Source organism: Xanthomonas sp. LMG 8993 (genome assembly GCF_009835065.2).
Taxonomy (GTDB): Bacteria; Pseudomonadota; Gammaproteobacteria; order Xanthomonadales; family Xanthomonadaceae; genus Xanthomonas; species Xanthomonas arboricola.
In genome coordinates this window covers 591,022-616,315 of sequence record NZ_QVIF02000001.1, presented here as the reverse complement: position 1 = coordinate 616,315, position 25,294 = coordinate 591,022, and the positions used below count along the sequence as shown (strand labels likewise).

The following is a 25,294-nucleotide window of genomic DNA, read 5'->3' as shown; positions in this document are numbered from 1 at the left end:
GCCCTTGATCCACAAGATCTATGGGCCGTGGAACCGGCAATGGAGCATGAGTATAGCGGCCCTGGCATCGCTGGCGTGGCCGCAGAAAGACGAAGGGCGCCTAACCAGGCGCCCTTCGGGTACAGCATGCAGCGTGGATCAGGCGTCGGATTCGACGATGACCTTGACCGAGGTTTCCACATCAGCATGCAGGTGCAGCACAACGTCGTACTCGCCGACATTGCGGAATGCGCCTTCGCCCAGGATCACTTCGCTCTTTTCCAGCGGCAGGCCGGCGGCGGTGAACGCCTCGGCGATGTCGCGCGGGCCGACCGAGCCATACAGCTTGCCTTCGGTCGACGCATGCGCGCCGATGGTGACGCTGGCGCCTTCGAACTTGCCGGCGCGGCTCTGTGCGTCGGCCAGGATGGTGTTGGCCTTGGCTTCGTAATCGGCACGCTTGGCTTCAAACGCTTCAACGTTGGCAGCGGTGGCCGGAACGGCCTTGCCCTGCGGCACGAGGAAATTGCGGCCGTAACCCGGCTTGACGCTGACCTTGTCGCCCAGGCCGCCGAGGTTGGTCACTTTCTGCAGAAGAATCAGATCCATGGTGGTGCTCCGTTATTCGTTAGCGCCGGCACTTTGGCCGACGCAACGTTTGCTGTCCGAAAAGACGGGATTCGGGAATCGGGATTTGGGAATCGCAAGAGCACGATCAACACCGCATCTCGAATGACCGGCCTCTATATTTTTAATAACCCGCACATGGATGTGCGGGCTCTTGTGAGGGACTCACATACAACCGTGCGGGCTCTTGTGAGGAACTCACATCAACGACTCGGATTAAACGTCGTGATTGTCCGTGTACGGGATCAGCGCCAGGAAACGCGAGCGCTTGACGGCCGTGGCCAGCTGACGCTGGTACTTGGACTTGGTACCGGTCACGCGGCTCGGCACGATCTTGCCGTTCTCGGTGAGGTACTGACGCAGGGTGTTGAGATCTTTGTAATCGATCTCTTTCACGCCCTCGGCGGTGAACTTGCAGAACTTGCGACGACGGAAGAACTTGGACATGACAGCGCTCCTTAGGCGGCTTCGGCGTTGTCGCCGTCGGTATCGGTGGCGGCAGGTGCAGCATCGCCCTCATCGTCATCACGACGACGACGCTCGCTACGCTCGGGCTTGTCGCCCTTCTCGTCCTTGCTCTTCATGATCAGCGACTGCTCAGTGTCCGGGCCATCGCGCTTGACGACCAGGTGACGCAGCACCGCATCGTTGAAGCGGAAGCTTTCCACCAGCTCGCTCAGCACGGCCTGGTCGACTTCGATGTTGAGCAGCACGTAGTGCGCCTTCACCAGGTTCTGGATCGGGTAGGCCAGCTGACGACGGCCCCAGTCTTCCAGACGGTGGATGGTGCCGTTACCGCCCTCGATCAGCGACTTGTAGCGCTCGATCATGGCCGGGACCTGCTCGCTCTGATCCGGGTGGACCAGGAACACGACTTCGTAATGACGACTCATGTTGTATTACCTTTCGGATGTGGCCACGTGGGCCGGACAGCTCCCCGGTGACCCGCGCAAGGCGGCCGGTGGAGCAAGGATTCCCGCCCGGAACCGGGCAGGAAGCAGGAAAGTATGGCAGTTCAGGCGCTTAGCCGCAACCTGGCCGAGCCAGCGGGCGAGCCCACGGACAGGACATCTGCGCAGCGACTGCTTGAGCCCGTCTCCCACCGGGGCGATAAGGCACCGCCGGCGCGCCACTGGCGCGCGTGCCTTGGAGCGCCCGCGCCGCAAGCGCGGGCCGGGGCGCGGAGCGGGGGTTGGGGTGAGGGTCCGCGGCGAAGCCACCGGTGACGTCTAATCGCGCGAGGCTTCGCCCGCCCCCTCATCCGCCGTCAGGGCACCTTCTCCCGGTGGAAGAAGGAATAGCGCGCACCAGCGAGCTCAGCGATGCTCGGCTTCGGTCGTAAAGCTCTCCCCGCAGCCGCACTCGGCAGTCGCGTTGGGATTGCGGAAGGTGAAGGTCTCGCTCAGGCCGTGCTTGCCGAAATCGATGCAGGTGCCATCGACCAGCGGCAGGCTGACCGGGTCGACGAAGATGCGCACGCCCTCCTGCTCGAACACCGCGTCATCGTCACGTTTCTCGCGCGCCAGGTCGGTGACATGGCCCCAGCCCGAGCAACCGGTCTTGGTCACGCCAAAGCGCAGACCCAGCGTCCCCGGGGTCTGCTGCACGAAACGCTGCACGCGCTCCAGCGCGGCGGGGGTGAGGCTGATGGCCATGGGGGGTGCTCCGGAAACGATGGTGGCAAGTATAGCGAGGCTGCAATCACCGGGGCTGCACCCGCTGCGACGACGTGTTCCCCAGATGGGGCCATGTCCGGCCTTGGACAAGCGCAACCATCCGCAAGCGGTTCAGATGCTCGCGCCAGCGCGCCCGCAGCCAGTAAACTCGCAGACCATTCAAAGTCGCTACGGCGAGGACAAGTCATGACGGTGGTCAGCGTTGAACATGCGCTTGCGGGAAAACTCCCGGAAGGCGGCGAAGTCACGGTACGGGGGTGGGTGCGCACGCTGCGCGGATCTGCCGGACTGGCCTTCATCAACGTGACCGATGGCTCCTGCTTCGCTCCGATCCAGGTGGTGGCCAACGACACCCTGCCCAACTTCGACGAGATCAAGCGCCTGACCAGCGGTTGCTCGCTGATCGCCAAGGGCGTGCTGGTGAAGTCGCAGGGCAAGGGTCAGTCGTTCGAGATCCAGGCCAGCGGCGTGGAGATCGTCGGCTGGGTCGAAGACCCGCTGACCTACCCGATCCAGCCCAAGCCGATGTCGCCGGAGTTCCTGCGCGAAGTGGCGCACCTGCGCCCGCGCACCAACCTGTTCGGCGCGGTCACCCGCATCCGCAACTGCCTGGCGCAGGCGGTGCACCGCTTCTTCCACCAGAACGGCTTCAACTGGATCAGCACCCCGATCATCACCACCTCCGATGCCGAAGGCGCCGGGCAGATGTTCCGCGTTTCCACGCTGGACATGGTCAACCTGCCGCGCGATGCCAGCGGCGCGGTGGATTTCAGCCGCGACTTCTTCGGCAAGGAAACCTTCCTGACCGTGTCCGGCCAGCTCAACGTGGAGGCCTACTGCCTGGCGCTGAGCAAGGTCTACACCTTCGGCCCGACCTTCCGCGCCGAGAACAGCCATACCACGCGCCATCTGGCCGAATTCTGGATGATCGAGCCGGAAATCGCCTTTGCCGATCTGGCCGAAGACGCGCGCCTGGCCGAGCAGTTCCTCAAGTACCTGTTCCGCGCGGTGCTCGATGAGCGTGGCGACGATCTGGCATTCCTGGCCGAGCGCGTGGACAAGAACGCGATCGCCAAACTCGAGGCCTTCATCAATGCCCCGTTCGAGCAGATCGACTACACCGAGGCGGTGAAGCTGCTGCAGAACTCGGGCAAGAAATTTGACTTCCCGGTCGAATGGGGTCTGGACCTGCAGACCGAGCACGAGCGCTGGCTGACCGAGGAACATATCGGCCGCCCGGTGGTGGTGACCAACTACCCCGAGCACATCAAGGCGTTCTACATGCGCCTGAACGACGACGGCAAGACCGTCGCGGCGATGGACGTGCTGGCGCCGGGTATCGGCGAGATCATCGGCGGCAGCCAGCGCGAAGAGCGCCTGGATGTGCTGGATGCACGCATGGCGCAGTTCGGCCTGGACCAGGAGCACTACAGCTGGTACCGCGATTTCCGCCGCTACGGCTCGGTGCCGCATGCCGGCTTCGGCTTGGGGTTCGAGCGCCTGGTGGTTTACGTGTGCGGGTTGAGCAATATCCGCGACGCCATCCCCTACCCGCGCGCGCCGGGCAGCGCCGAGTTCTGATGTGAGCCTGCTGGCCGCCGCCACGCTGCAGTTGCTGGCCTTCGCGGCGGCGTTGCTGGGCGCCGCCATCGCCGGAGTGCGCGGCGTCCGGCTGGCGCAGCTGGCAGCCGCACATCCGGGCGCAAGCGCGTGGTGGCAGGGTGACACCGCACGCAGGGCGATCATCCACGCCGTGCGTCCGCTATGGTGGACCATCACTGCGCTGGTGATCGGCGCAGCACTTCCCCAACTTGCACTGATGCTGGCGGGCACATGACCCTGTTCTTCGCACTGTGTTTTGTCGGTGTGGCCGTCGCCGGGCTCACCGCCTTGCTGATCTTCTGGCCGCTGACGCTGGTGCACTTGCGCGACCGTCATCCCGAGGCGCTGGCCGGCTTCGGCGAGCCGGCCTTCATCAGTCCTGCCGCGCTGCGCTGGTTGCTGGCGCGGCGCTACCGCAACCATCGCGACAGTGCGCTATCCGGCCTGGCCACGCCGGCCTGGCTGTCGCTGCTGACCATCTTCTTCGGCCTGGGCATGGCAGCCCTGCTCGGCCTGCTTTCCAAGGTAATGCCATGACTACACCGCAAGACACCGCACATGACGACCACGATTCGTGGTGGCTGGCCACGATCGGCCGCACGCTGATCTGGGCGCGCCTGCGCGTCAAGCAGGCCGGTACCGCCGAAGTCCTGGACAGCGACGGCAAGATCCTGCCCTACGACAGCGAAGACAGCGCCCGCGCGGCCTTGTTCGATGCCGAATTCGTCGCGCTCGACGGGCTGGACGAAGAAGACGCGCTGATGCGCGGCTTCTCGCTCGATGAGGTCTCGCCGCCGCGTGGCGACGACGATGCGGACCTGCGCGAACGCATGGTGCTGACCCTGGGCGGTCGCGCCTGACATGTACGCCCCACGCGCGTTCGCGCAGACCGATCTGGCACTGCTGGACTGGCTGATCGCGCGCGACCCGTTCGTCACCCTGATCAGCCACGGCGAGGACGGACAGCCGGCGATCTCGCATCTGCCGGTGCTGTACCGACGCGATGCGCACTCCGTGGTCATCGAAGGCCACTGGGCGCGCCCCAATCCGCAGGCACGCAGCCCCGGCGACGCGGTACTGGTGGTGCAGGGCCCGCATGCCTATGTGTCGCCGAGCTGGTATCCGGACAAGGAAGCGGCCGCACGCGTGCCGACCTGGAACTACGCCGTGGCGCATCTGCATGGACGCTGCGAGCAGGTGAGCGATGAGGCGGCGCTGGGCGAGCTGATCGGCCGCATGAGCACCCACTTCGAACAACGCGTCGGCAGCGACTGGCTGTTCGAGATGCAGCGCGACAGCCACCGCCGCCAGTTACGCGGCCTGGTCGGCTTCCGCTTCGTTCCCAGCCGCATCGAGCTGACCTTCAAGCTCAGCCAGAACCATCCGGCCGCTAATGTGGCGGCCGTGAGCGATGCATTGCAGCAACAGGCATCGGCCGACTCCCGCGAGGTGGCGTCGCTGATGCGCGATGCCCTGCTTGTACGCGACCGCGCGGTCTGAGCGGCGCGGCACACCACCGATTTCTGCAACACCGCTTCTCGCTCATCTGTCGATCACACACTGCCCTCCTTCCTCTGGAATACTGCGCGCATGAACGAGCTCAACCATTTGCTTGAAAACAACCGTGCCTGGTCCGAGCGCATCCGCCGCGAGGATCCGGAATTCTTCTCCAAGCTGTCCACCCAGCAGACGCCCGAGTACCTGTGGATCGGCTGCTCGGACTCGCGCGTGCCGGCCAACCAGATCATCGACATGGCCCCGGGCGAGGTGTTCGTCCACCGCAATATCGCCAACGTGGTGGTGCATACCGACCTGAACTGCCTGTCGGTGATCCAGTTCGCCGTCGACGTGCTCAAGGTCAAGCACATCCTGGTGGTCGGCCATTACGGCTGCGGCGGCGTGTTTGCCAGCCTGACCCAGAAGCGCATGGGCCTGGTCGACAACTGGATCCGCCACGTCACCGATGTGGCCGACAAGCACGAGGCCTGCCTGCACGACGCGGGCGACCTGCCGGTGCAGCACGCGCGCCTGTGCGAGCTCAACGTGCTCGAGCAGGTGGTCAATGTGTGCCGCACCACCATCGTGCGCGACGCCTGGGACCGTGGCCAGGCACTGCAGGTGCATGGCTGGGTCTACAGCCTGCGCGACGGACGTGCACACGACCTGGGCATGTCGATCGACCGCCCGGAGCTGCTGCAGGAACGTTACGACGCCGCACTGGCGCGCATCCAGGCCGATCACGCCGAACGCTGAGCCGCACCCGCACGCCATCCAGCCGCGGCGCCCATCGGCGCCGTCGGTTGGCTATGCTGGACGTCTTCTTTGCCGAGGAACGTCGATGCTGGTCCCGCCGATCAACCTGCAAGCCTGGATCGAGCAACACCGCCACCTGCTCAAGCCGCCGGTGGGCAACAAATGCATCCAGCAGGACGGCTTCATCATCATGATCGTCGGTGGGCCGAACGCGCGCACCGACTATCACTACGACGAAGGCCCGGAGTGGTTCTTCCAGCTCGAAGGCGAGATGGTGCTGAAGGTGCAGGACGAAGGCGTGGCACGCGACATCCCGATCCGCGCCGGCGAGATCTTCCTGCTGCCGCCGAAGGTGCCACATTCGCCGCAACGCGCGGCCGGCTCGATCGGCCTGGTGATCGAACGCGAGCGCTTGCCCAATGAGCAGGACGGCCTGCAGTGGTATTGCCCGCAGTGCAATCACAAACTGTACGAGGCGATGTTTCCGCTGCAGGACATCGAAACCGATTTTCCGCCGGTGTTCGATCATTTCTATCGTTCGCTCGCGCTGCGCACCTGCAGCCAGTGCGGACATCTGCACCCTGCGCCGGAGCGCTATGCCACTGTCGAGGCATGAGTGGACGATGGCCGAGCCAATTCCAGGCACGCGTCGCACAGGTCTTCGAGCGCATTCGCTCGGCGGTGGCCATCGGCGCGCCGCCGCGCCCTCGCAATGCCGCGCAACGCAATGACGATGCAGCAGCTGTGTGCAGCGCGCCGTGTTTCGAGCGTGTGCACGCGCCGCAGCCGCGCCGTGCGTCCGCATTGAACCCCATGCCATGCTGCGCACGCTGATCGACCTCAAGCCGCGCGACGTGCCATTGCGCGTTGCGTTGCGTAACACCGCCGCGGTGGTGCTGCCGCTGGCGGTCGGCGTGGCCACCGGGCATGTCGCCGCCGGTCTGGCCGTGTGTACCGGCGCGCTCAACACCATGTTCACCGACCAGCCCGGCCCGTACCGTGCGCGTCTGCAGCGCATGCTGATGGCCGCGCTGGCAGCGGGCCTGGCTGCGTTGCTCGGCATCTGGGTCGGCCACAACACCCCGGCATTGGTGATCGCCGGGCTGCTGCTCGGCCTTGGCGGCGGCTTGCTGGTGGCACTGGGCCCGGTGGCAGCGCGGGTGGGGCTGACCAGCATGATCCTGCTGGTGGTCAGCGCCGACATGCGCCTGCCGGTGCAGCAGGCCGCGGGCGTGGCGGCATTGATCTTCGCCGGCGGCCTGCTCCAGGTAGTGCTGGCACTGGCGGCCTGGCCATTGCAACGCTATCGCCCGGAGCGCTTCGCGCTGGCCGACCTGATGCGTCAACTGGCCGGCATCGCACGCCAGCGTCCGGAAGCCAGCGCCCCGCCACCGGCCACCCAGGAAGTGCTCGATGCGATGGTGATGCTGCATGGCGAGCATCGCTCGCGCGCGATCGCCGTGCAGAGCTTCCGCATCATCGCCGAGCTGTGCGAGCGCGTACGGCTCGAGCTGCTGTCGCTGGCCGATGTCGATACCCGCCTGACCGACTCGCAGGCGCGCCCGGCGATCGAGCGCGTGCTCGAACGCAGCGCCATCGTGCTGGAACAGCTCGCGCATGCGATGACGGTGGGCGAAGACCCGCTCGCCGCCAATGCCTCGATGACCGGCTTCGACGATCTGGTCGCCGCACTGGCGCAGTTCCAGCACGACAACGCCGATACCCGCGAGCGCCGGCTGGTGCGCGTGGCGGTGGCGCGCGCGCAAGGCCTCGGCGGCCAGCTGCGCGCCCTGATCCGCAACGCGCATTGGGCCAGCAGCCGTGGCGAGATCCAGGCGCAGCTGGCCGAAGCGCGCCTGCCGGCGGCCCTGCGGCCCGCAGCGACCTGGGCCACGCTGCGCGCGAACCTGGATCTGTCCTCGGTGGCGTTCCGGCATGCCTTGCGCTGCGGCGTGTGCCTGGCGCTGGCGATCGCCTTCCAGCGCTGGCAGCAGATCCCGCACGGCTTCTGGATTCCGATGACTACCGCCATCGTGCTCAAGCCGGATTTCGGCGGCACTTTCAGCTTCGGCGCCTTGCGCGTGGCCGGCACCTTCGTCGGCCTGCTGGTGGCGACCTTGCTGGCGCACCTGGCGATGGACGGCGCCAGCGTCCGCCTGGCGTTGCTGGCGCTGTTCTGCCTGGGCTTCCGTCTGCTGACGCAGGTGAACTACGGCATCGGCGTGGCGTTTCTGACCGGCATGCTGGTGCTGCTGCTGTCCTTCGAAGGCGTGGCACCGGGCGAGGCCATCGGTGCGCGTCTGCAGGCCACGGTCGCCGGCAGTGCCTGGGCGTTGATCGCCTACGCGGTGTGGCCCACGCGCGAGCGCCGGCATATCCGCGCGTCACTGGCACAGTTGCTGAGCGCCTATCGCGATCATCTGCGCAATCTGCTGCTCGGCAGGATGGACGATCTGGGCGACACCCGCGCTGCCGCACGCGTGGCGCGCACCAACGCGCAGGCCTCGATCGAACGCCTGCGCGGCGAGCCACGCAGCCGACGCAATCTGCACGAGCTCAAACTCGCCGAATCCTTGCTGGCCAACGGCAACCGGCTGATCCGCGCCACCCTGTCGCTGGAGGCGGTGCTGCGCGACGGCCATCCCCTGCCTGCGCTGGAAGCGCTGCCCGCCTTCGCGCAACAGGCCGACCAGGCATTGTCCGAGCTGATCGCCTGCCTGGTCGACGGCGGCATTCCCGCCGCGGCCACCTTGCGCAGCGCCGAGCGCCAGCTGTCCGATGCATTGGCCGCCCTGCCCGACGGCTCGCCCGCCACCGCCGCACTGGCCGACACCATCGACCGCATCACCGACAGTATCGGCACCTTGACGCATCTACTGCGCCCTGCCCGGCCAGCCTCGACCAGCGCTGCAGCCGAGCCAGCGGCCGTGCATGACGGCGCACACGGTGCCGGCGGGTAAACTGCGTCACTGACCTGCGTTGCGAGCCGTGATCATGACCGACCTGCTGTCCCGCGCCCATGCCGTTGCCCTGGACGCCGCCGACCCGCTGCGCCACCTGCGCGATGACTTCGTGTTCCCGCAGCATGCCGGCCAGGACCAGACCTATTTCGTCGGCAATTCGCTGGGCCTGCAGCCGCGTGGCGCACGTGCGATGGTGGCCGAGGTGCTCGACCAGTGGGGCGCGCTCGCGGTGGAAGGCCACTTCACCGGTCCCACCCAGTGGCTGACCTATCACCAGCTGGTGCGCGATGGCCTGGCGCGCGTGGTCGGCGCACAGCCCGGCGAAGTGGTCGCGATGAACACGCTGAGCGTCAACCTGCATCTGATGATGGCCAGCTTCTACCGGCCCACGCCCGAACGTGGCGCCATCCTGATCGAAGCCGGCGCGTTTCCGTCCGACCGCCATGCGGTGGAATCGCAACTGCGCCTGCATGGGCTGGATCCGGCCACGCAGCTGATCGAAGTGGAAGCCGACCAACCCAATGGCACGGTATCGATGGCGGCGATCGCCGATGCCATCGTACGGCACGGTCCGCGGCTGGCGCTGGTGCTGTGGCCCGGCATCCAGTACCGCACCGGCCAGGCCTTCGAGCTGGGCGAAATCGCGCGGCTGGCACGCGCGCAGGGCGCGATGGTGGGTTTCGACCTGGCGCATGCGGTCGGCAATATCGCGTTGACGCTGCACGACGACGGCGCGGATTTTGCGGTGTGGTGCCACTACAAATATCTCAACGCCGGCCCCGGCGCGGTGGGTGGCTGTTTCGTGCACGCACGCCATGCCAACAGCGACCTGCCGCGCATGGCCGGTTGGTGGGGACACGAGCAGCAGAGCCGCTTCCGCATGGAGCCGCAGTTCGTGCCCTCGCCTGGCGCCGAAGGCTGGCAGCTGAGCAATCCGCCGGTGCTGGCGCTGGCGCCGCTGCGTGCGTCGCTGGAGCTGTTCGATCAGGCCGGCATGCCGGCGCTGCGTGCCAAGTCCGAACAACTCACCGGGCACCTGGAACAGCTGATCCACGCCCGCGTGCCGCAGGTGCTGCAGATCGTCACCCCTGCCGAGCCGGCGCAACGCGGCTGCCAGCTGTCGTTGCGGGTGGCCGGTGGCCGCGCGCAGGGGCGCTCGCTGTTCGAGTACCTGCAGTCGGTCGGCGTACTCGGCGACTGGCGCGAGCCGGACGTGATCCGCATCGCACCGGTGCCGCTGTACAACCGCTTCAGCGATCTGCATCGGTTGGTCGAACAGGTGGAAACCTGGGCCAGCGCCTGAGTACGCACGGCACAGACTGTGCCATCGACCAGATCGGTGCGTGGGCCGGAACCGGCACACGCGCACGTACACTCCGAACCCGCACCTGGCTGATCGCGGCAGGTGCCGTTGCCAGCCATCCCCGTTCCCCCCTTCGCCGGCACTTGCGTCCGGCCGCTGCCGGATACCGCATTGAGCGCAGTCTCTCCCCGTTCCCTGACTTTGATCGGCGCTGGCCTGGCCGGTTGCCTGCTGGCCATCCTGTTGTCGCGTCGCGGCTGGCAGGTCACCGTCTACGAGCGCCGCGGCGATCCGCGCATCAAGGGCTACGAGTCCGGCCGCTCGATCAACCTGGCGCTGGCCGAGCGCGGCCGCCATGCGCTGCGCCAGGCCGGTGCCGAAGACGCGGTGATGGCCAAGGCGGTGATGATGCGCGGGCGCATGGTGCATCCGTTGATTGGCGAACCGCAGTTGCAACGCTATGGACGCGACGACAGCGAGGTGATCTGGTCGATCCACCGCGCCGCGTTGAACGTCGCACTGCTGGATCTGGCCGAACGCGCCGGCGCACGCGTGCATTTCTATCGCCGCCTGCACACGGTGGACTTCGATGCCGGCTATGCGCGCTTCATCGACGACCGCGACGACCAGCCGCACGAAATCCACTTCCAGAGCCTGATCGGCAGCGATGGCGCCGGCTCGGCGCTGCGCGCGGCGATGCAGCGCAAGTCGCCGCTGGGCGAGCGCACCGAATTCCTCGATCACTCCTACAAGGAGCTGGAAATTCCGCCATTGCCCGGTGGCGGTTTCCGCATCGAAGGCAACGCGCTGCATATCTGGCCGCGCGGGCGCTACATGTGCATCGCGCTGCCCAACGACGGCGGCACCTTCACCGTCACGCTATTCCTGCCCAACGCCGGCGAGCCCAGCTTTGCCACCACGCGTACCGGCGACGAAGCGCTGGCCCTGTTCGCGCGTGATTTTCCCGATGCCCTGCCGCTGATCCCGCAACTCAAGGAGCATTGGGAAGAACATCCACCCGGCCTGCTCGGCACCCTCACCCTGGACCGCTGGCATCTGGGCGGCCGCGCACTGCTGATCGGCGACGCCGCGCACGCCATGGTGCCGTTCCACGGCCAGGGCATGAACTGCGCGTTCGAAGATTGCGTGGCGCTGGCAGAGCAGTTGGATGCGCACGAGGATCTGGAAACCGCGTTTGCCGCGTTCCAGGCCGCACGCCGTGACGACGCCGGAGCGATCCAGCAGATGGCGCTGGAGAATTACCTGGAAATGCGTGACCGCGTCGACGATCCCGATTTCCTGCTGCAACGCGCGCTCGAACAGCAATTGCAGGCGCGCTGGCCCACCCGCTTCGTGCCGCATTACACGATGGTGACCTTCCTGCGCACGCGCTACTCGATCGCCCTGGCGCGCAGCGAGATCCAGCGCCAGATCCTGGTCGAGGCCACGCGCGGGCACAGCGACCTGTCGCGCATCGACTGGGCCGCGCTGGAAACGGTCGTGCATGCGCGTCTGCAGCCGCTGGAAGGCGCGCACTGATCCATCCGCACAGGCCGGCGTCAGCAGGCGTAGGCGCGAATAAGAGATACTAGGCAGCATTGGCGGCGCCCGCGCAGTGCGCCGCGGATCTGGATTTCATACGGCATGCCTGACAGCTTTCTCTTCTACGACCTGGAAACCTTCGGCCAGGATCCACGCCGCACGCGCATCGCACAGTTCGCCGCGGTGCGTACCGATGCGCAACTGCGCGTGATCGAAGAGCCGATCAGTTTCTACGTGCAGCCAGCCGACGATCTGCTGCCCTCGCCGTACGCGACCATGGTCACCGGCATCACCCCGCAACACGCACTGCGCGAAGGCGTGAGCGAGGCCGAAGCGTTCGCGCGCATCTCTGAGCAGATGAGCCGGCCGCAGACCTGCACGCTGGGCTACAACTCGATCCGCTTCGACGACGAGTTCGTGCGCTGCGGGCTGTTCCGCAATTTCTACGACCCGTACGAGCGCGAGTGGCGCGGCGGCAATTCGCGCTGGGATCTGCTCGACGTGTTGCGGCTGGTGCATGCGCTGCGCCCGGACGGCATTGTCTGGCCGCAGCGCGAAGACGGCGCCACCTCATTCAAGCTCGAACACCTGGCCGATGCCAACGCAGTGCGCGAAGGCGACGCGCACGAGGCGCTGTCGGACGTGTACGCCACCATCGGCATGGCACGCAGGTTCCAGCAGCATCAACCCAAATTGTGGGACTACGCGCTGCGTCTGCGCGACAAGCGCTTTGCGGCGACGCTGCTGGACGTCATCGCGATGCAGCCGGTGCTGCATATCTCGCAGCGCTATCCCGCCTCGCGCATGTGCGCCGCCGCGGTGCTGCCGTTGACGCGCCATCCGCGCATCGACAGCCGCGTGATCGTGTTCGATCTGGATGGCGACCCTGAAGTGCTGTTGCGCCTGAGCCCCGACGAGATCGCCGACCGGCTGTATATCCGCGCTGCCGACCTGCCCGAGGGCGAGCAGCGCATTCCGCTCAAGGAAGTGCACTTGAACAAGTCGCCGGCGCTGGTGGCCTGGCAGCATCTGCGCGCAGCGGATTTCCAGCGCCTGGGCATCGACCACGACGCGGTGCTGGCCAAGGCTGCACGCCTGCGCGAACTCGGCCCTGAATTGGCCGAAAAAGTGCGCCAGGTGTACGGCAACGAGCGTGCTGCGGCGCCGGCGGTCAACGATGCCGATGCCTCGCTCTATGACGGCTTCCTGGCCGAAGGCGACAAGCGCCTGCTGGCGCAGGTGCGCGCCAGTGCGCCGGCCGAACTGGGCGCGCTGGAGTCGCGCTTTCGCGACCCGCGCCTGGTCGAGTTGCTGTTCCGCTACCGCGCGCGCAACTGGCCGCAGACGCTGTCGTTCGAAGAGCAGGAACGCTGGAACGTCTACCGTCGCCAGCGCCTGCTCGAAGACCGTGGCCTGGGCGAGGTCACGCTCGATCAGTTCCATGCGCAGATCGCGGATTTACGGCTTGCTCACCCCGACGATGCTACCAAGCAGTCCCTGCTCGATCAGCTCGCCGCCTGGGGTTTGGACCTCCAACGCACGCTATGACCACCTATTTTTCCGACGCCAGTTTCAAGTTCCTGCGCGCACTGGCGCGCCACAACGACAAGACCTGGTTCAACGATCACCGGCATCAGTACGAGGCGCATGTGCGCCAGCCGTTCCTGCAGCTCATCACCGACCTGCAGCCGGCCCTGGCCGAGGTCAGCGAGCACTATCGCGCCGACCCCAAGACCCAGGGCGGCTCGCTGTTTCGCATCTACCGCGATGCGCGTTTTTCCAACGACAAGTCGCCGTACAAGAACTGGCAGGGCGCGCGCCTGTTCCATGAGCGCCGCCGCCAGGTGCCGGCGCCGTCGTTCTACATCCATCTGCAGCCGGGCGAGAGCTTCGTCGGAGCGGGCCTGTGGCATCCGGAGCCGGACACCCAGCGCAAGCTGCGCCAGTTCATCTTCGACAATCCCGCCAACTGGAAAGCGGCCGCCTACGAACCCAGACTGCGCCGCAAGTTCGCGCTGGACGACAGCGAGAAACTGGTGCGTGCACCGCGCGGCTTTCCCAACGAGTTCGAGTTCATCGACGATCTCAAGCATCGCAACTGGGCGTACCTGCGTCATCTCGACGATGCCGTCATGACCGGCCCGCGCCTGCGCCAGACCATCGAGGCCGACCTGGTGGTGCTGGCGCCGTTCGTCGATTACCTGTGCGCCGCGCTGGATCTGGAATTTTGATGGATCGCGCGGCGCCGACGGCCATCGACGCGGCGCCGGCGGTCGGCACACCGAAGCGATCTCTCGCTGCGCGGCGCTGTGCATCGCTGCGTCTTGCACCAACCACCGCGATGGACTGCACACCATGAACAAACGCTGGTTGCTGTTGCCCGTACTGGCCGTGCTGCTGCTTGTCAGCTATGTGGTTGCAGGCCCGTACCTGGCCATTCGCGGCATCAGCCAGGCCGTAGCCAATCGCGACACGGCGCAACTGGAACGCCATGTGGATTTCCCCAGCCTGCGGGTCAACCTCAAGGCGCAGCTGGACGATTACCTGGTCCGCCAGGCCGGCAGCCGCATGCAATCGAGCCTGCTCGGCGGGTTCGCCCTGCAGCTCGCCAGCGGTATCAGCGGTGCCGGCGTGGACACGCTGGTGACGCCGCTGGGCATCGGCGCGCTGCTGCAAGGCCATAGCGTGTGGAATCGCGTCACCGGCACCACCGTCAGCCCGGACACCTATGCGGCCCCGGCGCCGGCGCGTCCGCTGCAAGGCGCCGAGCAGCGCTTCGAATCCACCCGCCGCTTCACCGCCACCACCCGCACCGCGACCGGAGCGCCGGTGGTGTTCGTGCTGACCCGCCAAGGGCTGCGCTGGCGGCTGACCGATATCCAACTGCCGCTGGCAGATGCGGAAACTCCGCTGCCCCCATGACCGCGCGCCTGCGAGCGCGGTCGAAGTGTTCTCCTTCGCAGGCTGACGCCGCGCGCCGGACAGCGGCTTACGAAAACCGCCAGGCCCGCTCCATCCACGCTGCCTGCAGCCGCAGCATCGACGGCCGCAGCTGCCGGCGCGCCGGCCACGGCAACGTCGCCAGCGCCTGCTCCGCAGTGCCCGGCGTGCGTTTGCCGTTCCAGGCATACAGCAACTGGTTGCGCGGATCCGGCTCGGGCAGCAGCAGCACCCGCCCATCGAATACCTCGCGCAGCGCGGCCAGATGCCCGGCCAGCGGCACCTGGAACAGGTTCAGCGCCAGCACACCGCCTGGCGTCAGCGCAGCGCGGCAATCGGCGTAGAACTCGGGCGTGCACAACGCCGGTGGGATGCCATCGGCATCGTAGGCATCCAGCAGCAACAGGTCGTAGCGCCCGGCACGCGTGCCGATCCATTGCGCACCGTCGCCGTGCGTAACCTCAAGCCGCGCATCGTCGCGCGGCACGCCAAACGCATCGCGCAACGCCAGCACCTGCGCATCGGCGTCCACCGCCTCGATACGCGTGCTGCGCAGATAGCGGTGGCAGAACTTGGCCTGCGCGCCGCCGCCGAAGCCGATCAGGCCGATGCGTTCGGGCCGCGGCTGCAGCCACAGCGCCGCCAGCATGCCGCGCGTATATGGCAGCATCAGCCGGTACGGTGCCCAGCGCGACATGCGGGTCTGCACGGTGTCGTCGGCGAAGTACAACTCCAGCTGGCGCCAGCTGGAGCGCAGCGCGGCGCGTCCGGCCGGCTTCGGTGCCTCGCTCACCTGCCCGGCGGATCGTTGGCCACGCCATGCGGTACGTGGCCGGCCGCCACGTGCTGGTGCTGGCGCGCACTGTCGATGTTGTGCTGCGAATCGTCGAAGAAGATGTCCGCGCCAAACGCCTCCAGGAACGGCCCCTTGTGCCGCCCACCGAGGAACAGCGCCTCGTCCAGACGCACGCCCCACTCGCGCAGGGTGCGGATCACCCGTTCGTGCGCCGGCGCCGAGCGCGCGGTGACCAGCGCGGTGCGGATCGGCGAGGCCTCGCCCGGCGGGAATGCCGCCTGCAGCGTATGCAGCGCCGACAGGAAATTGCGGAACGGCCCCACCGACAACGGCTCGCGCGCACGTTCGCGCTCGTGGCGCCCGAATGCCTCCACGCCCTGCTCGCGCGAGATGCGTTCGCTCTCGTCGCCGAAGATCACCGCATCGCCGTCGAAGGCGATGCGCAGTTGGGTCGACAGGCGGCTTTCGTCGTTGTCCACGATCGCCGCGGCGGCCTCGGCGCGTTCGCCCGGCGCGCGCGGCATGATGGTCGCCGCCGCAATGCCATGGGTCAGCGCACGCCGTACCGACTCCGGGTTGGCCGACAGGAACAGGTCGGTGCCGAACGGCTTCACGTACGGCCAGGTCGGCTGACCCGAGGTAAAGGTCGCCCGCACGATGCCCAGGTTGTAGTGCTGGATCGAATTGAAGATGCGCAGCCCGGTGTCGGCGGAATTGCGCGACAGCAGGATCACTTCCACACGCGGGGTTTCTTCGGGCACATCGTGGTTGAGCGCCAGCAGCTTGCGCACCACCGGAAAGGCCACGCCCGGCTCCAGGATGTCGTCCTCATGCTCGCGCTGGAACGCCGAATACGCTTCCACGCCATCGGCCTCGAACAGCGCGTGGCCTTCTTCGAGATCGAACAGCGCGCGCGAGGTCACTGCGACGGTCAGGAGTCTTGGGGAGTTATCAGCCATAGGGGTGCCGGGAATGGAGAATCGGGATTGGGGAATGGGTTGGAGCAACAACGAATGTTCTGGGATTTGAGATGGTTACTTGCACTGCATCGTACCTTGGGCACGCGCAGGCTCGGCTGCACGTCGCGCTGCTGCCGTTGCCAATCCCAAATCCCCACTCCCCAATCCCCGCTCCTCAAACCGCAAACTGTTCGCTGAAGATGCGTTCTTCCAGATTGTGTTCGGGATCGAACAGCAGCGTCACCTGACGCTGGGTGGATTCGCGGATGGTCACTTCGACCACGTCGCGGATCTCGTGCGAGTCGGCGGTGACGCTGACCGGGCGCTTGTACGGGTCCAGCACGCGGAAGCACACTTCGGTGTCGGCCTTGAGGATGGCGCCACGCCAGCGGCGCGGGCGATACGGGGCGATCGGCGTCAGCGCCAGCGTGTGCGAGCCCAGCGGCAGGATCGGCCCGTGCGCGGAATAGTTGTAGGCGGTGCTGCCGGCTGGCGTGGCGACCATGACACCGTCGCCGATCAGCTCGGCGATGCGGGTCTGGCCATTGAGATCCACGCTCAGGTGCGCGGCCTGGCGGGTCTGGCGCAGTAGCGAGACCTCGTTGTAGGCCAGCGACACCGTGCTGGCACCGGACTCGGTCTGCACCTGCATTTCCAGCGGGCGCAGGTGCGCCGGTTCGGCACGTTGCAGACGCGCGAGCAGGTCGTCCTCGTCGTCGCGGTACTGGTTCATCAAGAACCCGACCGAGCCCAGCTTCATGCCGAACACCGGCTTGCTGGCAGCGCCGTGCCGGTGCAGGGTCTGCAGCATGAAGCCGTCCCCGCCCAGGGCGCAGACGATGTCGGCGGTGTCCAGCGCATGATCGCCATAGCGCTGCACAAGACGCGCGCGCGCGGTCACCGCCGGCTCGGCGTGACTGGCGAGAAAGGCAATCCGGGGTGGTGCGGTCATCGTTGACTCCAGAGCATGCGAATCAGCATACCGCAGCGCTGTGGTGGGCTTGTTGGCTAGCCGCCCCGCCCTCGCCTGCGCGGACGCGCCTGCGCGATCGGGCGCCACCGGTGACACGGCGCACGTCAGCGCAACGGGCGCGGCAATCCCCCGCGCGCCCTGCGCGTACTGCCCGGCCAGACGTCACCGGGCCACTTCCTCAGGCGGTCAACCGCCAGGCGCGATGGATGCGCGCATGCCGCTCGAAATCCGGGTCGATGGTGCGCGGGCTGATTTCCTCGCACTGCGCAAACTCGGCCACCAGTTCCTCGTCGAGCTTGAAGCGGCGGAAGTTGTTGGAGAAATACAGCACCCCACCCGGCGCCAGGCGCGCCACTGCCGCGCGTAACAGCCGCACATGCTCGCGCTGGATGTCGAAGTCTTCGGCGCGTGCGGAGTTGGAGAAGGTCGGCGGGTCGCAGAAGATCACGTCGAAATGCGCGCGCTCGGCTTCCAGCCAGGCCAGCGCGTCGGCCTGCACCAGCTTGTGCTTGCTGCCGGCCTGCCCGTTCAGGGCCAGGTTGTCGGCGCACCACTGCAGATAGGTGCCGGACAGGTCCACGCTGGTGGTCGAGCTCGCACCGGCCACCGCCGCTTCCACGCTGGCCACGCCGGTGTAGCAGAACAGGTTGAGGAAGCGCCGCCCCTTCGATTGCATGGCCATGGTGCCGCGCAACGGGCGATGATCCAGGAACAGGCCGGTATCCAGGTAATCGAACAAATTCACCCGCAGCAGCGCGCCATGCTCGCGCACGTTGATGAACTCGTTGCGCTGCTCGAAGCGGCCGTACTTGCTGCCGCCCTTGCCGCGCTCGCGTGATTTGAGCGCCACGCGTTCGCCCGGCACCTCGAACACCTCGCGTGCGGCGGCCAGCAGTTCGCCCAGACGGCGGCGCACGTCGGCTTCCGGAATCGTCGCCGGCGCCGCGTATTCCTGCACATGCAGAAACACGCGGCGATCGCCATCGGCTTGCTGGTACACGTCGATGGCGGCGGAGTATTCCGGCAGATCGGCGTCGTAGACGCGGAAGCATTCGATGCCTTCGCGTGCGCGCCACTTCTTGAACTTCTGCAGGTTCTTGCGCAGGCGGTTGGCAACCATCTGTGCGCCTTCGCTGAGCGCGGTCGGCGCCGCCAGCGGGGTGCGCCGCGGCACCGCGATCGGGTCGCAGACGATCAACGCGCACTCGATCGCGCCATTGAACAACTGGTATTTCTTGCCCGCGCGCAGGCCGGTGGCATACGCCAGCTCGGCGTTGCCGCACAGCAGGCTGGCCCGCCATTGCGGCACGGCGCGCTGCAGGGTATCGCCCAGGCGGCGATACAGCGCCGCATCGGCGGCCAGACGTTCGTCGTAAGGCGGATTGCACACCACCACGCCGGTGGCCTGCGGCGGGGTCTGCAGGTCGCCCACCTCGCGCACGCCGAACCAGATGGCCTCGGCCACGCCAGCCACTTGCGCATTTTCTTTCGCGGCGCGGATCGCATGCGGGTCCATGTCGCTGCCGTGGATCACCTGCCGGAGCGCGGCGCGGCCGAGACTGTCGCGCTCGCGCGCTTCGCCCACCAGTTGCTGCCAGCCCTCGCGGTCGAAGCCGCGCCAGCGGCTGGGGAGATCGCTGCCATAGCGCTGCAGGCCGGGCGCCACGTCGGCGGCCATCAGCGCGCCTTCGATCAGCAGGGTGCCGCTGCCGCACATCGGATCCAGCAGGCCGCCGCCATCGGCGTAGGCGCGCGGCCAACCGGCGCGCAGCAACACCGCCGCAGCCAGATTCTCCTTGAGCGGCGCATCGTTCTGCGCCATGCGCCAACCGCGCCGGTGCAGCGGGCCGCCGCCCAGATCCACCGAAATGGTGGCGCGGCCCTTGCGCAGCGACAGGTTCAAACGCAGATCCGGGCTGTCCACGTCCACCGATGGACGTTCCAGGCCCTGTCTGCGCATGGTGTCGACCACCGCGTCCTTGATCCGCTGCGCCGCGTAACGGGCATGCGTGATCGCGGTGCCGGAGACATGCGCGTCCACCGACAGCGTGTGGCCGACGGACAAGTGCTCGTCCCACGGCAATTCGGCCACCCCGGCATACAGCGCGTCCTCGTCCGGGCAATCGAATTCGCTCAGCGGCCACAACACGCGGCTGGCCAGGCGCGACCACAGCACGGCGCGCTGCGCGTCGCGCAGGTCGCCTTCGACGTTGACGCCGGAGATGGTGGCGGTGGCCTTGCTGGCACCGAGCGACAGCAGCTCGTCGGCAAGCAGGTATTCCAGGCCCTTGGCACAGGATGCGAAGAATTTCACGTAGGCAGGTATCGATGGAGACGCTGGCCGTGGGGGCGAGCGTGGGAGCAGGACGCTGGGCCGGCGCCCGGGAGGGCAAAGCCGTGGCCGCCGCGGGCGGGGCGCAAATGGTCGGCCATCGGAGCCGGCTTTACCAGCCCGCCGGCCCGATCGCCCGCCGCGCGGTTCACCACGGCGCCAGCCGCCACTGCGGCTGCGCAGTCTCCAGGCGCTGCCGCAGGCCCAGCCGCTGCAGGAAGGCGGCATCGTGCGAGGCGACGATCAGCGCCCCCTGGTAGCTGCGCAGCAGCGCCTCGATCGCTTCCACCGCGGCCAGGTCCAGGTGGTTGGTCGGCTCGTCCAGCAACAGCAGTTGCGCCGGCTGCGCCCGGTACAGCGCACACGCCAGTGCCGCCTTGAGCCGTTGGCCGCCGCTGAGCTGGCCGGTGGGCAGGTCGGCACGCTGCTGGTCCAGGCCCAGCAGCGCCAGGCGCAGCCGCTGCGCGTGTGCTGGCGCGTCCGGAGCTGCATCCTGCAGCTGCGCCGCGGCCGAGCGCGCCGGATCCAGCAGCCCCAGGTGCTGATCCAGATACGCCGCCGGCACATGCACCTGGCAACGCCCCGCGCTGGGTTGCAGGTGCCCGGCCAGCAGCTGCAGCAACGACGACTTGCCGCTGCCGTTGGGGCCGACCAGGCCGATCCGCGGCTGCCCATGCAGCAGCAGGTCCACCCGCCGCCCGCCCAGCCGTCCGTCGGCCAGCTCCACCTGCTGCAGCGTGGCCAGCTGCCGCGATGCACCGGCGGGCGATGTCGGCGCCAGGAGCGCGATCGTGGGGTCGTCCTGCACCAGCGCTGCGGCCTGCACCACAGCCTCGCTCAGCCGCGCCTGTTCGGCCTGGCGTTGCTGTTGCAGCCGCCCCGCGCTGAGCTCGCTGCGCTGCTTCTGCGCGCCGAGCAGGATCGCGGCCTGGTTGGCCTGCCCTGCGGCACGCGCGCCGCGTGCCTGGCGTTGCTGTTGACGCTGCTGCTGTTCGCGCAGCGCCTGCTCACCGCGTGAACGCGCCTGTTTGCGCTGGGCCAGCAATTCGCTGGCCGCCTGCTGTTCGATGGCGCGCTGCTGTGCATAGAACGTGTAATTGCCGCCGTAGCTGCGCAGCCCCTGCGCGGACAATTCAACGATGCGCTGCATCGCATCGAGCAGGTCGCGGTCGTGGCTGATCACCAGCAAGCCACCGCTCCACGCCAGTAACTGATCCATCAGCCGCTGCCGTTGCGGGCCATCCAGGTGATTGCTGGGCTCGTCCAGAATCAACAGGTCCGGCCGGGTCAGAAACGCACCGGCCAGTGCCACGCGCGTCGCTTCGCCGCCGCTGAGCTGCGCGGCCGGTGCACGCGGATCGCGCCCACCCAGACCTTGTCGTTCGAGTTCTGCGGCAAATTGCGCATGGGCGGTCCAGCGCTCGCCGACCAGTTCAAAATCGGCGGGCGCAACGCTGCCGGCGGCGATACGGTCCAGCGCATCCAGCAGCGGCGCGACACCGGCCAGTTCGGCAATGCTCTGCCCCGGCGCCACGCGCACGCGCTGCGGCAGGTAATGCACGCTGCCGTTGCGCACGTAACGCCCTGCGCTGGGCAGCACCTCGCCGGCCAGCAGGCGCGCAAGCACGCTCTTGCCCACGCCATTGCGCCCGACCAGGCCGGTGGCGCGTTGGTCGATGTGGATGGACAGATCGGAAAATAGCGGGCTGCCATCGGGCAGCACATACGCAACGCTTTCCAGCGTCAGCGACGGACAGGTCATACGGGTCTCCATTGCATGCCAGCACACGCACCGATCCAGCCGGACCGGCAGCGGGTAAGGCCGTCATCACGACGGCGGCATCAATGGCGCATTGGACCAATCCTCAGACAGTGGGCAATGCGGCAAAGTGTAGGTCAGCCTGCGAGCCAGGCCAAATCGCAGGCGTGGCCGCGGTCAAGCCCAGCATGGCGAGCACCGGCGTTCAAGGCGGTTCACGCTCCTGCAGGCCAGCACCTCGCCGACCTCCTGGCGCCCCCGGAAACCGCGGCGAGCGCTCGCCGGTACGCAATTGCCGGGATCCGGTGTCCCTGCGTCCTCAAGCCCGCGGAAACCATCCCCTGCCGACCCAGTGCCTGGCGTGGATCATGCCAAGCGGTCGCCAACGGCTGGACTCAACCCAGCCCGAAGGCCGGGTGATAGGCGACATCGGCCAGCGGCAGCAGCCGGTCGCCGAACGCCAGCGCCTGCAGCTCGGACGCCGGGACGCCGGGCAATACCAGCCCCGGCTCCACCGCAAAGCCCAGACCCCGGAAAAAGGCCGGCTCGCCCAATGCCAGGCAACCGGCGGCGCCACGCTCGCGCAAGCTGCCCAGCGCCGCCTGCACCAGGCGCGTGCCCAGCCCCTGGCGCTGATGCCCCGGCCCGATCGCCAGCGGCCCCAATGCGTACCAGCCGGGCGAATCGTCCGACAGCGACACCGGCGATACCGCCAGGTGGCCGACCACATACCCGTCGTGGTCGGCCACCAGCGACAGCGCCAGCGCGCCGTCGTTGCGTAAGGCGGCGATCACATGCTGCTCGTCGTGGCGGCTATGTTCGTCGCGCATGAACGCGACCATCGTCAGCAGCTCGATCGCCGCAGCATCGCCATCGCTGGCTTCGCGAATCAGCACGTTCATCGCAGGCCCCGCGGCCCGCTTGTCTTCAGACCATTGCGCATCACAGGCTCTGCAACAGTTCGGCGAAGGCGCGCGCCGACGCATCCACATGCGACGCCAGCCGGTGTTCGTCGTCGACCAGCAGCAAGCGCGCATGCCGCGCCTGCGCCCAGGCGATCACCTCACCGGCCGGAATCAATTCATCGCGCCAGGCATGCACGATGGAAATCGGCACGCGCGCCGCATCCAGTGCCGGCAACGGCCCCATCCGGGTCGGCGGCACCATCAGGAACAGTCCGCGCGTGGGCACCTGCAACGACACCTGCGCAGCGATGTACGAGCCCAGGCTGGAGCCGATCAGCACCAGCGGGCCCTTGTCGGCCGCCGCCCGCGCGATCTCCAGCAGGCGTTGCAGCCGGCCCTGCACGTCGCCGAGCGAACTGACATCGCGGCGTGCGTCCAGATCGGTGTAGTCCGGGCGCTCGTGGGTCCAGCCCAGCTGCCCGGCGACATCGGCCAGGGCGGTGACCTTCAGCGCATCCGGGCCGCTCTCGAAGCCGTGCGACAGGATGCAGTGACCGCGGCTCATAGCGCCTGCACCGTATCGCCGATGCGCAGCACGCCGCCACGCAGGATGCGCGCGCACAAGCCGCCATGGCCGCGCATGGCGTTGTAGCCGCCCGCGCCCAGCGCATCTTCCATGCGCGAGCACGGATCGCAGGGGTCGGTGCCTTCCAGCTCGACATCGCCGATGCGGAAGCGCCGCCCCTTCAAGGCGATCAGCGGGATGCCGGACACCACCAGATTGCGGCGCAAGGTGGCCGGCGCAATTGCTGTATGACCGGCCAGCGCTGCGATCACCGGCAGATGCTCGGCCTGGATCAGGGTCACGCCACGCTTGCCGCTGCCGCCCTTGTAGCGGTCGCCGACCAGGCCGATGCCGGTGGTGGCCTGCGCCGCGTCCACCTCGATCATGTCCACGTCGCGCGCCGGGCGCACGCCGATCCAGGTCACCTGGCCGGTCTGCGGCAGGGTTGCCATCAATTTGCCCAAAGGGCTGTCGGGATTCAAAGCCATCGTCGAATGCTAGCATCCGCCCCATGTCCGATGCCGTCCTGCCGTCGCCACCGATCACCTACGCGCCGTTGTCCTACGAATCGCGGCTGGCGCGACGTGCGCTCACGCAGATCGACATGGTGGTCATCCATTGCACCGAATTGCCCGACATGGCGATGGCGCGCGAATACGGCGAACGCGTGCTCTACGACAGCGGCACCGGCAACAGCGGGCATTACTACATCGACCGCAACGGCAGCATCCAGCAGTACGTCGCGCTGGAGCGCGTCGCGCATCACGTACGCGGCCACAACCCGCATACGCTGGGCATCGAACTGGTCAACAGCGGCCGTTATCCGCACTGGCTGGACTCGCGCCATCAGTGCATGAACGAACCGTACCCGCAGGTGCAGATCAACGCGCTGATCACGCTGCTGCAATGGCTGCAACAACAGTTGCCGTCGGTACGCCGGATTGCCGGCCACCAGGCACTGGACACCACCCAGGAAGCGGCCAGCGACGATCCGTCGCGCAAGATCCAGCGCAAGCTCGATCCCGGCCCGCTGTTTCCGTGGCCGCAGATCGAAGCGGCGGTCAGCTGGTCGCATGCACCGCGCTAGCAGCGGTGCCCCCATCGAAACAGCATTCTGCCTTCGCTGGTACAGCGCTCAACGCTCGGCTGCGCGGTAGGTCTTCTCGCCCGCATTCACCGCAAGATCCAGGCGATTTTCCGGCGATGCGATCGGGCAGACCACATGCGGCGTCAACGCGCAGGGCGGATTTTCGGCCAGATTGAAGTCGAGCACGAGCCGGCCATCGTGTGGCGGCGCGGTGTAGAGATAACGCGCGCCGCCATAACTTTCCTTGCCGCTGGTGCGATCGGCGAACAGGAAGAACAGGCCCTCCCCGTCGTCGCTGACGATCGGCTGCAAGCGGTACTCCTGGCCATTGCGCGAGAACACCGCCTCGCCCGGTATCTCGACGGTAAGCGGCGTGCCGATCGACGTCAGCAGCGTGGTCGTGCGCGGGGTGGGATACGCCTGCCAGCGCGCCTGGATGCGCCAGTGCGGATCGGTCGGAAAATATTCCAGCCCGGCGAAATGGCTCAGCAGCGGCGCTGCCGGGTCGCGGAAACGCCAGCCGAACAAGCTGCCGGTCTGCACCAGATAGAACTGCCGCCCTTCCACATCGAGGCGATCGCCCCGCTGCCCTGCGCGCTCCGGCTCCAGGCGTACGCGATCGACGCGCTGCCCGTTCAAGTACACCGGTACATGTGCGGCGGCGTCGAAGTGCACGCGGCCGTCGCCATCCAGCGTCAGCTGCCCCAGCTGCGCAGGACCGGCCGGCAATACCAGATCGCTGCGCGGATCGCTGCCCACCTGGTAACGGCCTGCGCGCACACGCCCGGAGCCGGTGTAGCTCAGCCAACCGTCGGGCGCGCGCAAGCGCTGCAAGCGCTCGGCGCGTGCACGTTCGAGTTCGACCTGATACACCGCATGGCGGTCGCTCTGTCCACGACCGGCGATGCGCGCACCGTTGGCGTCGGCGGTCGATCCCGCCGAACAGGCCGCCATCGACAGCATCGCGACGCACAGCGCGCCGACCTGCAACTGCAACCGCATGAGTCACCCAGCACTGCGAGAAACTGCGCTC

General features: G+C 67.5%; 28 protein-coding genes. 14 read left to right on the top strand and 14 right to left on the bottom strand.

The features are described from left to right. Positions 1-138: 138 nt before the first annotated feature. From rplI to DYQ94_RS02625, 4 genes are all read right to left on the bottom strand, one after another. Positions 139-588, bottom strand: a complete 450-nt coding sequence (gene rplI / locus DYQ94_RS02640; RefSeq protein ID WP_016904199.1) for a 50S ribosomal protein L9 — start codon at positions 586-588, stop codon at positions 139-141. Positions 589-822: 234 nt separating this feature from the next. Then, positions 823-1,053: a 30S ribosomal protein S18 gene (rpsR, locus tag DYQ94_RS02635; protein WP_005991243.1), complete on the bottom strand. Its 231-nt coding sequence runs from the start codon at positions 1,051-1,053 to the stop codon at positions 823-825. A gap of 11 nt (positions 1,054-1,064) precedes the next feature. Continuing rightward, the gene (rpsF, locus tag DYQ94_RS02630) at positions 1,065-1,499 is read right to left on the bottom strand and encodes a 30S ribosomal protein S6 (protein WP_006451585.1); all 435 of its coding nucleotides are present in this window, start codon (positions 1,497-1,499) and stop codon (positions 1,065-1,067) included. A 423-nt stretch (positions 1,500-1,922) separates the two neighbouring features. After that, positions 1,923-2,261, bottom strand: a complete 339-nt coding sequence (locus DYQ94_RS02625; RefSeq protein WP_016904198.1) for a HesB/IscA family protein — start codon at positions 2,259-2,261, stop codon at positions 1,923-1,925. Positions 2,262-2,468: 207 nt separating this feature from the next. Between DYQ94_RS02625 and asnS the strand changes: the two genes are divergently transcribed. From asnS to DYQ94_RS02560, 13 genes are all read left to right on the top strand, one after another. Then, the gene (gene asnS / locus DYQ94_RS02620; protein ID WP_039511777.1) at positions 2,469-3,863 is read left to right on the top strand and encodes an asparagine--tRNA ligase; all 1,395 of its coding nucleotides are present in this window, start codon (positions 2,469-2,471) and stop codon (positions 3,861-3,863) included. 1 nt (position 3,864) lies between these two features. Beyond that, positions 3,865-4,119 (top strand): hypothetical protein, encoded by a 255-nt coding sequence (locus DYQ94_RS02615; RefSeq protein ID WP_104600683.1) that lies wholly within the window; start codon positions 3,865-3,867, stop codon positions 4,117-4,119. Next, positions 4,116-4,421, top strand: coding sequence for a hypothetical protein (locus tag DYQ94_RS02610; protein ID WP_047128533.1), 306 nt, complete (start codon positions 4,116-4,118; stop codon positions 4,419-4,421). The genes DYQ94_RS02615 and DYQ94_RS02610 overlap by 4 nt, the downstream gene beginning before the upstream one ends. Further along, a complete protein-coding gene (locus tag DYQ94_RS02605; protein ID WP_039527975.1) occupies positions 4,418-4,744 on the top strand; it encodes a hypothetical protein in 327 nt (108 codons plus the stop codon). Before DYQ94_RS02610 ends, DYQ94_RS02605 begins: the two co-directional genes overlap by 4 nt. 1 nt (position 4,745) lies before the next feature. After that, positions 4,746-5,384 (top strand): FMN-binding negative transcriptional regulator, encoded by a 639-nt coding sequence (locus DYQ94_RS02600; protein WP_126965595.1) that lies wholly within the window; start codon positions 4,746-4,748, stop codon positions 5,382-5,384. A 90-nt stretch (positions 5,385-5,474) separates the two neighbouring features. Beyond that, positions 5,475-6,137: a carbonate dehydratase gene (gene can / locus DYQ94_RS02595; RefSeq protein WP_016902447.1), complete on the top strand. Its 663-nt coding sequence runs from the start codon at positions 5,475-5,477 to the stop codon at positions 6,135-6,137. A gap of 85 nt (positions 6,138-6,222) precedes the next feature. Next, on the top strand, positions 6,223-6,753 hold the full coding sequence (locus tag DYQ94_RS02590) for a 3-hydroxyanthranilate 3,4-dioxygenase (protein ID WP_024939857.1): 531 nt from the start codon (positions 6,223-6,225) through the stop codon (positions 6,751-6,753). Between the two features lie 202 nt (positions 6,754-6,955). Beyond that, positions 6,956-9,097: an FUSC family protein gene (locus DYQ94_RS02585; RefSeq protein ID WP_126965594.1), complete on the top strand. Its 2,142-nt coding sequence runs from the start codon at positions 6,956-6,958 to the stop codon at positions 9,095-9,097. Positions 9,098-9,131: 34 nt separating this feature from the next. After that, positions 9,132-10,403, top strand: coding sequence for a kynureninase (gene kynU / locus DYQ94_RS02580; protein ID WP_065032423.1), 1,272 nt, complete (start codon positions 9,132-9,134; stop codon positions 10,401-10,403). 171 nt (positions 10,404-10,574) lie between these two features. After that, a complete protein-coding gene (locus tag DYQ94_RS02575) occupies positions 10,575-11,942 on the top strand; it encodes an FAD-dependent oxidoreductase (RefSeq protein ID WP_126965593.1) in 1,368 nt (455 codons plus the stop codon). Positions 11,943-12,047: 105 nt separating this feature from the next. Next, the gene (gene sbcB, locus DYQ94_RS02570; RefSeq protein WP_065032408.1) at positions 12,048-13,493 is read left to right on the top strand and encodes an exodeoxyribonuclease I; all 1,446 of its coding nucleotides are present in this window, start codon (positions 12,048-12,050) and stop codon (positions 13,491-13,493) included. Continuing rightward, positions 13,490-14,176 (top strand): DUF2461 domain-containing protein, encoded by a 687-nt coding sequence (locus DYQ94_RS02565; protein ID WP_024940671.1) that lies wholly within the window; start codon positions 13,490-13,492, stop codon positions 14,174-14,176. Before sbcB ends, DYQ94_RS02565 begins: the two co-directional genes overlap by 4 nt. 124 nt (positions 14,177-14,300) lie before the next feature. Further along, a complete protein-coding gene (locus DYQ94_RS02560; RefSeq protein ID WP_126965592.1) occupies positions 14,301-14,867 on the top strand; it encodes a DUF2939 domain-containing protein in 567 nt (188 codons plus the stop codon). A 67-nt stretch (positions 14,868-14,934) separates the two neighbouring features. Here the strand turns inward: DYQ94_RS02560 and DYQ94_RS02555 are convergent, their stop codons facing one another. The 9 genes from DYQ94_RS02555 to DYQ94_RS02515 all read right to left on the bottom strand — a co-directional run bounded on the left by DYQ94_RS02555 (position 14,935) and on the right by DYQ94_RS02515 (position 23,662). Further along, positions 14,935-15,678, bottom strand: coding sequence for a spermine/spermidine synthase domain-containing protein (locus tag DYQ94_RS02555; RefSeq protein ID WP_024940673.1), 744 nt, complete (start codon positions 15,676-15,678; stop codon positions 14,935-14,937). Further along, complete coding sequence (locus DYQ94_RS02550; RefSeq protein ID WP_024940674.1) at positions 15,675-16,640, bottom strand: 5'-nucleotidase; 966 nt, start codon at positions 16,638-16,640, stop codon at positions 15,675-15,677. The genes DYQ94_RS02555 and DYQ94_RS02550 overlap by 4 nt, the downstream gene beginning before the upstream one ends. 175 nt (positions 16,641-16,815) lie before the next feature. Then, on the bottom strand, positions 16,816-17,592 hold the full coding sequence (locus tag DYQ94_RS02545) for an NAD kinase (RefSeq protein ID WP_016902458.1): 777 nt from the start codon (positions 17,590-17,592) through the stop codon (positions 16,816-16,818). A 199-nt stretch (positions 17,593-17,791) separates the two neighbouring features. Beyond that, a complete protein-coding gene (gene rlmKL / locus DYQ94_RS02540) occupies positions 17,792-19,927 on the bottom strand; it encodes a bifunctional 23S rRNA (guanine(2069)-N(7))-methyltransferase RlmK/23S rRNA (guanine(2445)-N(2))-methyltransferase RlmL (RefSeq protein ID WP_024940675.1) in 2,136 nt (711 codons plus the stop codon). Next, the gene (locus DYQ94_RS02535) at positions 19,924-20,115 is read right to left on the bottom strand and encodes a hypothetical protein (RefSeq protein ID WP_126965591.1); all 192 of its coding nucleotides are present in this window, start codon (positions 20,113-20,115) and stop codon (positions 19,924-19,926) included. The genes rlmKL and DYQ94_RS02535 overlap by 4 nt, the downstream gene beginning before the upstream one ends. Further along, positions 20,094-21,707 (bottom strand): ABC-F family ATP-binding cassette domain-containing protein, encoded by a 1,614-nt coding sequence (locus tag DYQ94_RS02530; RefSeq protein WP_126965590.1) that lies wholly within the window; start codon positions 21,705-21,707, stop codon positions 20,094-20,096. The genes DYQ94_RS02535 and DYQ94_RS02530 overlap by 22 nt, the downstream gene beginning before the upstream one ends. Positions 21,708-22,099: 392 nt before the next feature. Further along, positions 22,100-22,606: a GNAT family N-acetyltransferase gene (locus DYQ94_RS02525; RefSeq protein WP_126965589.1), complete on the bottom strand. Its 507-nt coding sequence runs from the start codon at positions 22,604-22,606 to the stop codon at positions 22,100-22,102. Between the two features lie 40 nt (positions 22,607-22,646). Next, a complete protein-coding gene (locus tag DYQ94_RS02520; protein WP_126965588.1) occupies positions 22,647-23,174 on the bottom strand; it encodes an alpha/beta hydrolase in 528 nt (175 codons plus the stop codon). After that, the gene (locus DYQ94_RS02515; RefSeq protein ID WP_024940679.1) at positions 23,171-23,662 is read right to left on the bottom strand and encodes an MOSC domain-containing protein; all 492 of its coding nucleotides are present in this window, start codon (positions 23,660-23,662) and stop codon (positions 23,171-23,173) included. The genes DYQ94_RS02520 and DYQ94_RS02515 overlap by 4 nt, the downstream gene beginning before the upstream one ends. Positions 23,663-23,685: 23 nt before the next feature. Here DYQ94_RS02515 and DYQ94_RS02510 point away from each other — a divergent pair, with 23 nt between their 5' ends. Further along, entirely contained in the window at positions 23,686-24,261 is a 576-nt protein-coding gene (locus tag DYQ94_RS02510) for an N-acetylmuramoyl-L-alanine amidase (RefSeq protein WP_115043289.1), read from the top strand. Between the two features lie 48 nt (positions 24,262-24,309). Here the strand turns inward: DYQ94_RS02510 and DYQ94_RS02505 are convergent, their stop codons facing one another. Beyond that, positions 24,310-25,263: a DUF1684 domain-containing protein gene (locus DYQ94_RS02505; protein WP_024940681.1), complete on the bottom strand. Its 954-nt coding sequence runs from the start codon at positions 25,261-25,263 to the stop codon at positions 24,310-24,312. Positions 25,264-25,294 lie beyond the last annotated feature (31 nt).

Bases quoted from the DNA above. Each gene is read 5' to 3' on its own strand.
- rplI (WP_016904199.1), bottom strand. From the start codon at position 588: ATGGATCTGATTCTTCTGCAGAAAGTGACCAACCTCGGCGGCCTGGGC.
- rpsR (WP_005991243.1), bottom strand. From the start codon at position 1,053: ATGTCCAAGTTCTTCCGTCGTCGCAAGTTCTGCAAGTTCACCGCCGAG.
- rpsF (WP_006451585.1), bottom strand. From the start codon at position 1,499: ATGAGTCGTCATTACGAAGTCGTGTTCCTGGTCCACCCGGATCAGAGC.
- DYQ94_RS02625 (WP_016904198.1), bottom strand. From the start codon at position 2,261: ATGGCCATCAGCCTCACCCCCGCCGCGCTGGAGCGCGTGCAGCGTTTC.
- asnS (WP_039511777.1), top strand. From the start codon at position 2,469: ATGACGGTGGTCAGCGTTGAACATGCGCTTGCGGGAAAACTCCCGGAA.
- DYQ94_RS02610 (WP_047128533.1), top strand. From the start codon at position 4,116: ATGACCCTGTTCTTCGCACTGTGTTTTGTCGGTGTGGCCGTCGCCGGG.
- DYQ94_RS02605 (WP_039527975.1), top strand. From the start codon at position 4,418: ATGACTACACCGCAAGACACCGCACATGACGACCACGATTCGTGGTGG.
- DYQ94_RS02600 (WP_126965595.1), top strand. From the start codon at position 4,746: ATGTACGCCCCACGCGCGTTCGCGCAGACCGATCTGGCACTGCTGGAC.
- can (WP_016902447.1), top strand. From the start codon at position 5,475: ATGAACGAGCTCAACCATTTGCTTGAAAACAACCGTGCCTGGTCCGAG.
- DYQ94_RS02590 (WP_024939857.1), top strand. From the start codon at position 6,223: ATGCTGGTCCCGCCGATCAACCTGCAAGCCTGGATCGAGCAACACCGC.
- DYQ94_RS02585 (WP_126965594.1), top strand. From the start codon at position 6,956: ATGCTGCGCACGCTGATCGACCTCAAGCCGCGCGACGTGCCATTGCGC.
- kynU (WP_065032423.1), top strand. From the start codon at position 9,132: ATGACCGACCTGCTGTCCCGCGCCCATGCCGTTGCCCTGGACGCCGCC.
- sbcB (WP_065032408.1), top strand. From the start codon at position 12,048: ATGCCTGACAGCTTTCTCTTCTACGACCTGGAAACCTTCGGCCAGGAT.
- DYQ94_RS02565 (WP_024940671.1), top strand. From the start codon at position 13,490: ATGACCACCTATTTTTCCGACGCCAGTTTCAAGTTCCTGCGCGCACTG.
- DYQ94_RS02560 (WP_126965592.1), top strand. From the start codon at position 14,301: ATGAACAAACGCTGGTTGCTGTTGCCCGTACTGGCCGTGCTGCTGCTT.
- DYQ94_RS02550 (WP_024940674.1), bottom strand. From the start codon at position 16,640: ATGGCTGATAACTCCCCAAGACTCCTGACCGTCGCAGTGACCTCGCGC.
- DYQ94_RS02545 (WP_016902458.1), bottom strand. From the start codon at position 17,592: ATGACCGCACCACCCCGGATTGCCTTTCTCGCCAGTCACGCCGAGCCG.
- DYQ94_RS02530 (WP_126965590.1), bottom strand. From the start codon at position 21,707: ATGACCTGTCCGTCGCTGACGCTGGAAAGCGTTGCGTATGTGCTGCCC.
- DYQ94_RS02525 (WP_126965589.1), bottom strand. From the start codon at position 22,606: ATGAACGTGCTGATTCGCGAAGCCAGCGATGGCGATGCTGCGGCGATC.
- DYQ94_RS02520 (WP_126965588.1), bottom strand. From the start codon at position 23,174: ATGAGCCGCGGTCACTGCATCCTGTCGCACGGCTTCGAGAGCGGCCCG.
- DYQ94_RS02515 (WP_024940679.1), bottom strand. From the start codon at position 23,662: ATGGCTTTGAATCCCGACAGCCCTTTGGGCAAATTGATGGCAACCCTG.
- DYQ94_RS02510 (WP_115043289.1), top strand. From the start codon at position 23,686: ATGTCCGATGCCGTCCTGCCGTCGCCACCGATCACCTACGCGCCGTTG.
- DYQ94_RS02505 (WP_024940681.1), bottom strand. From the start codon at position 25,263: ATGCGGTTGCAGTTGCAGGTCGGCGCGCTGTGCGTCGCGATGCTGTCG.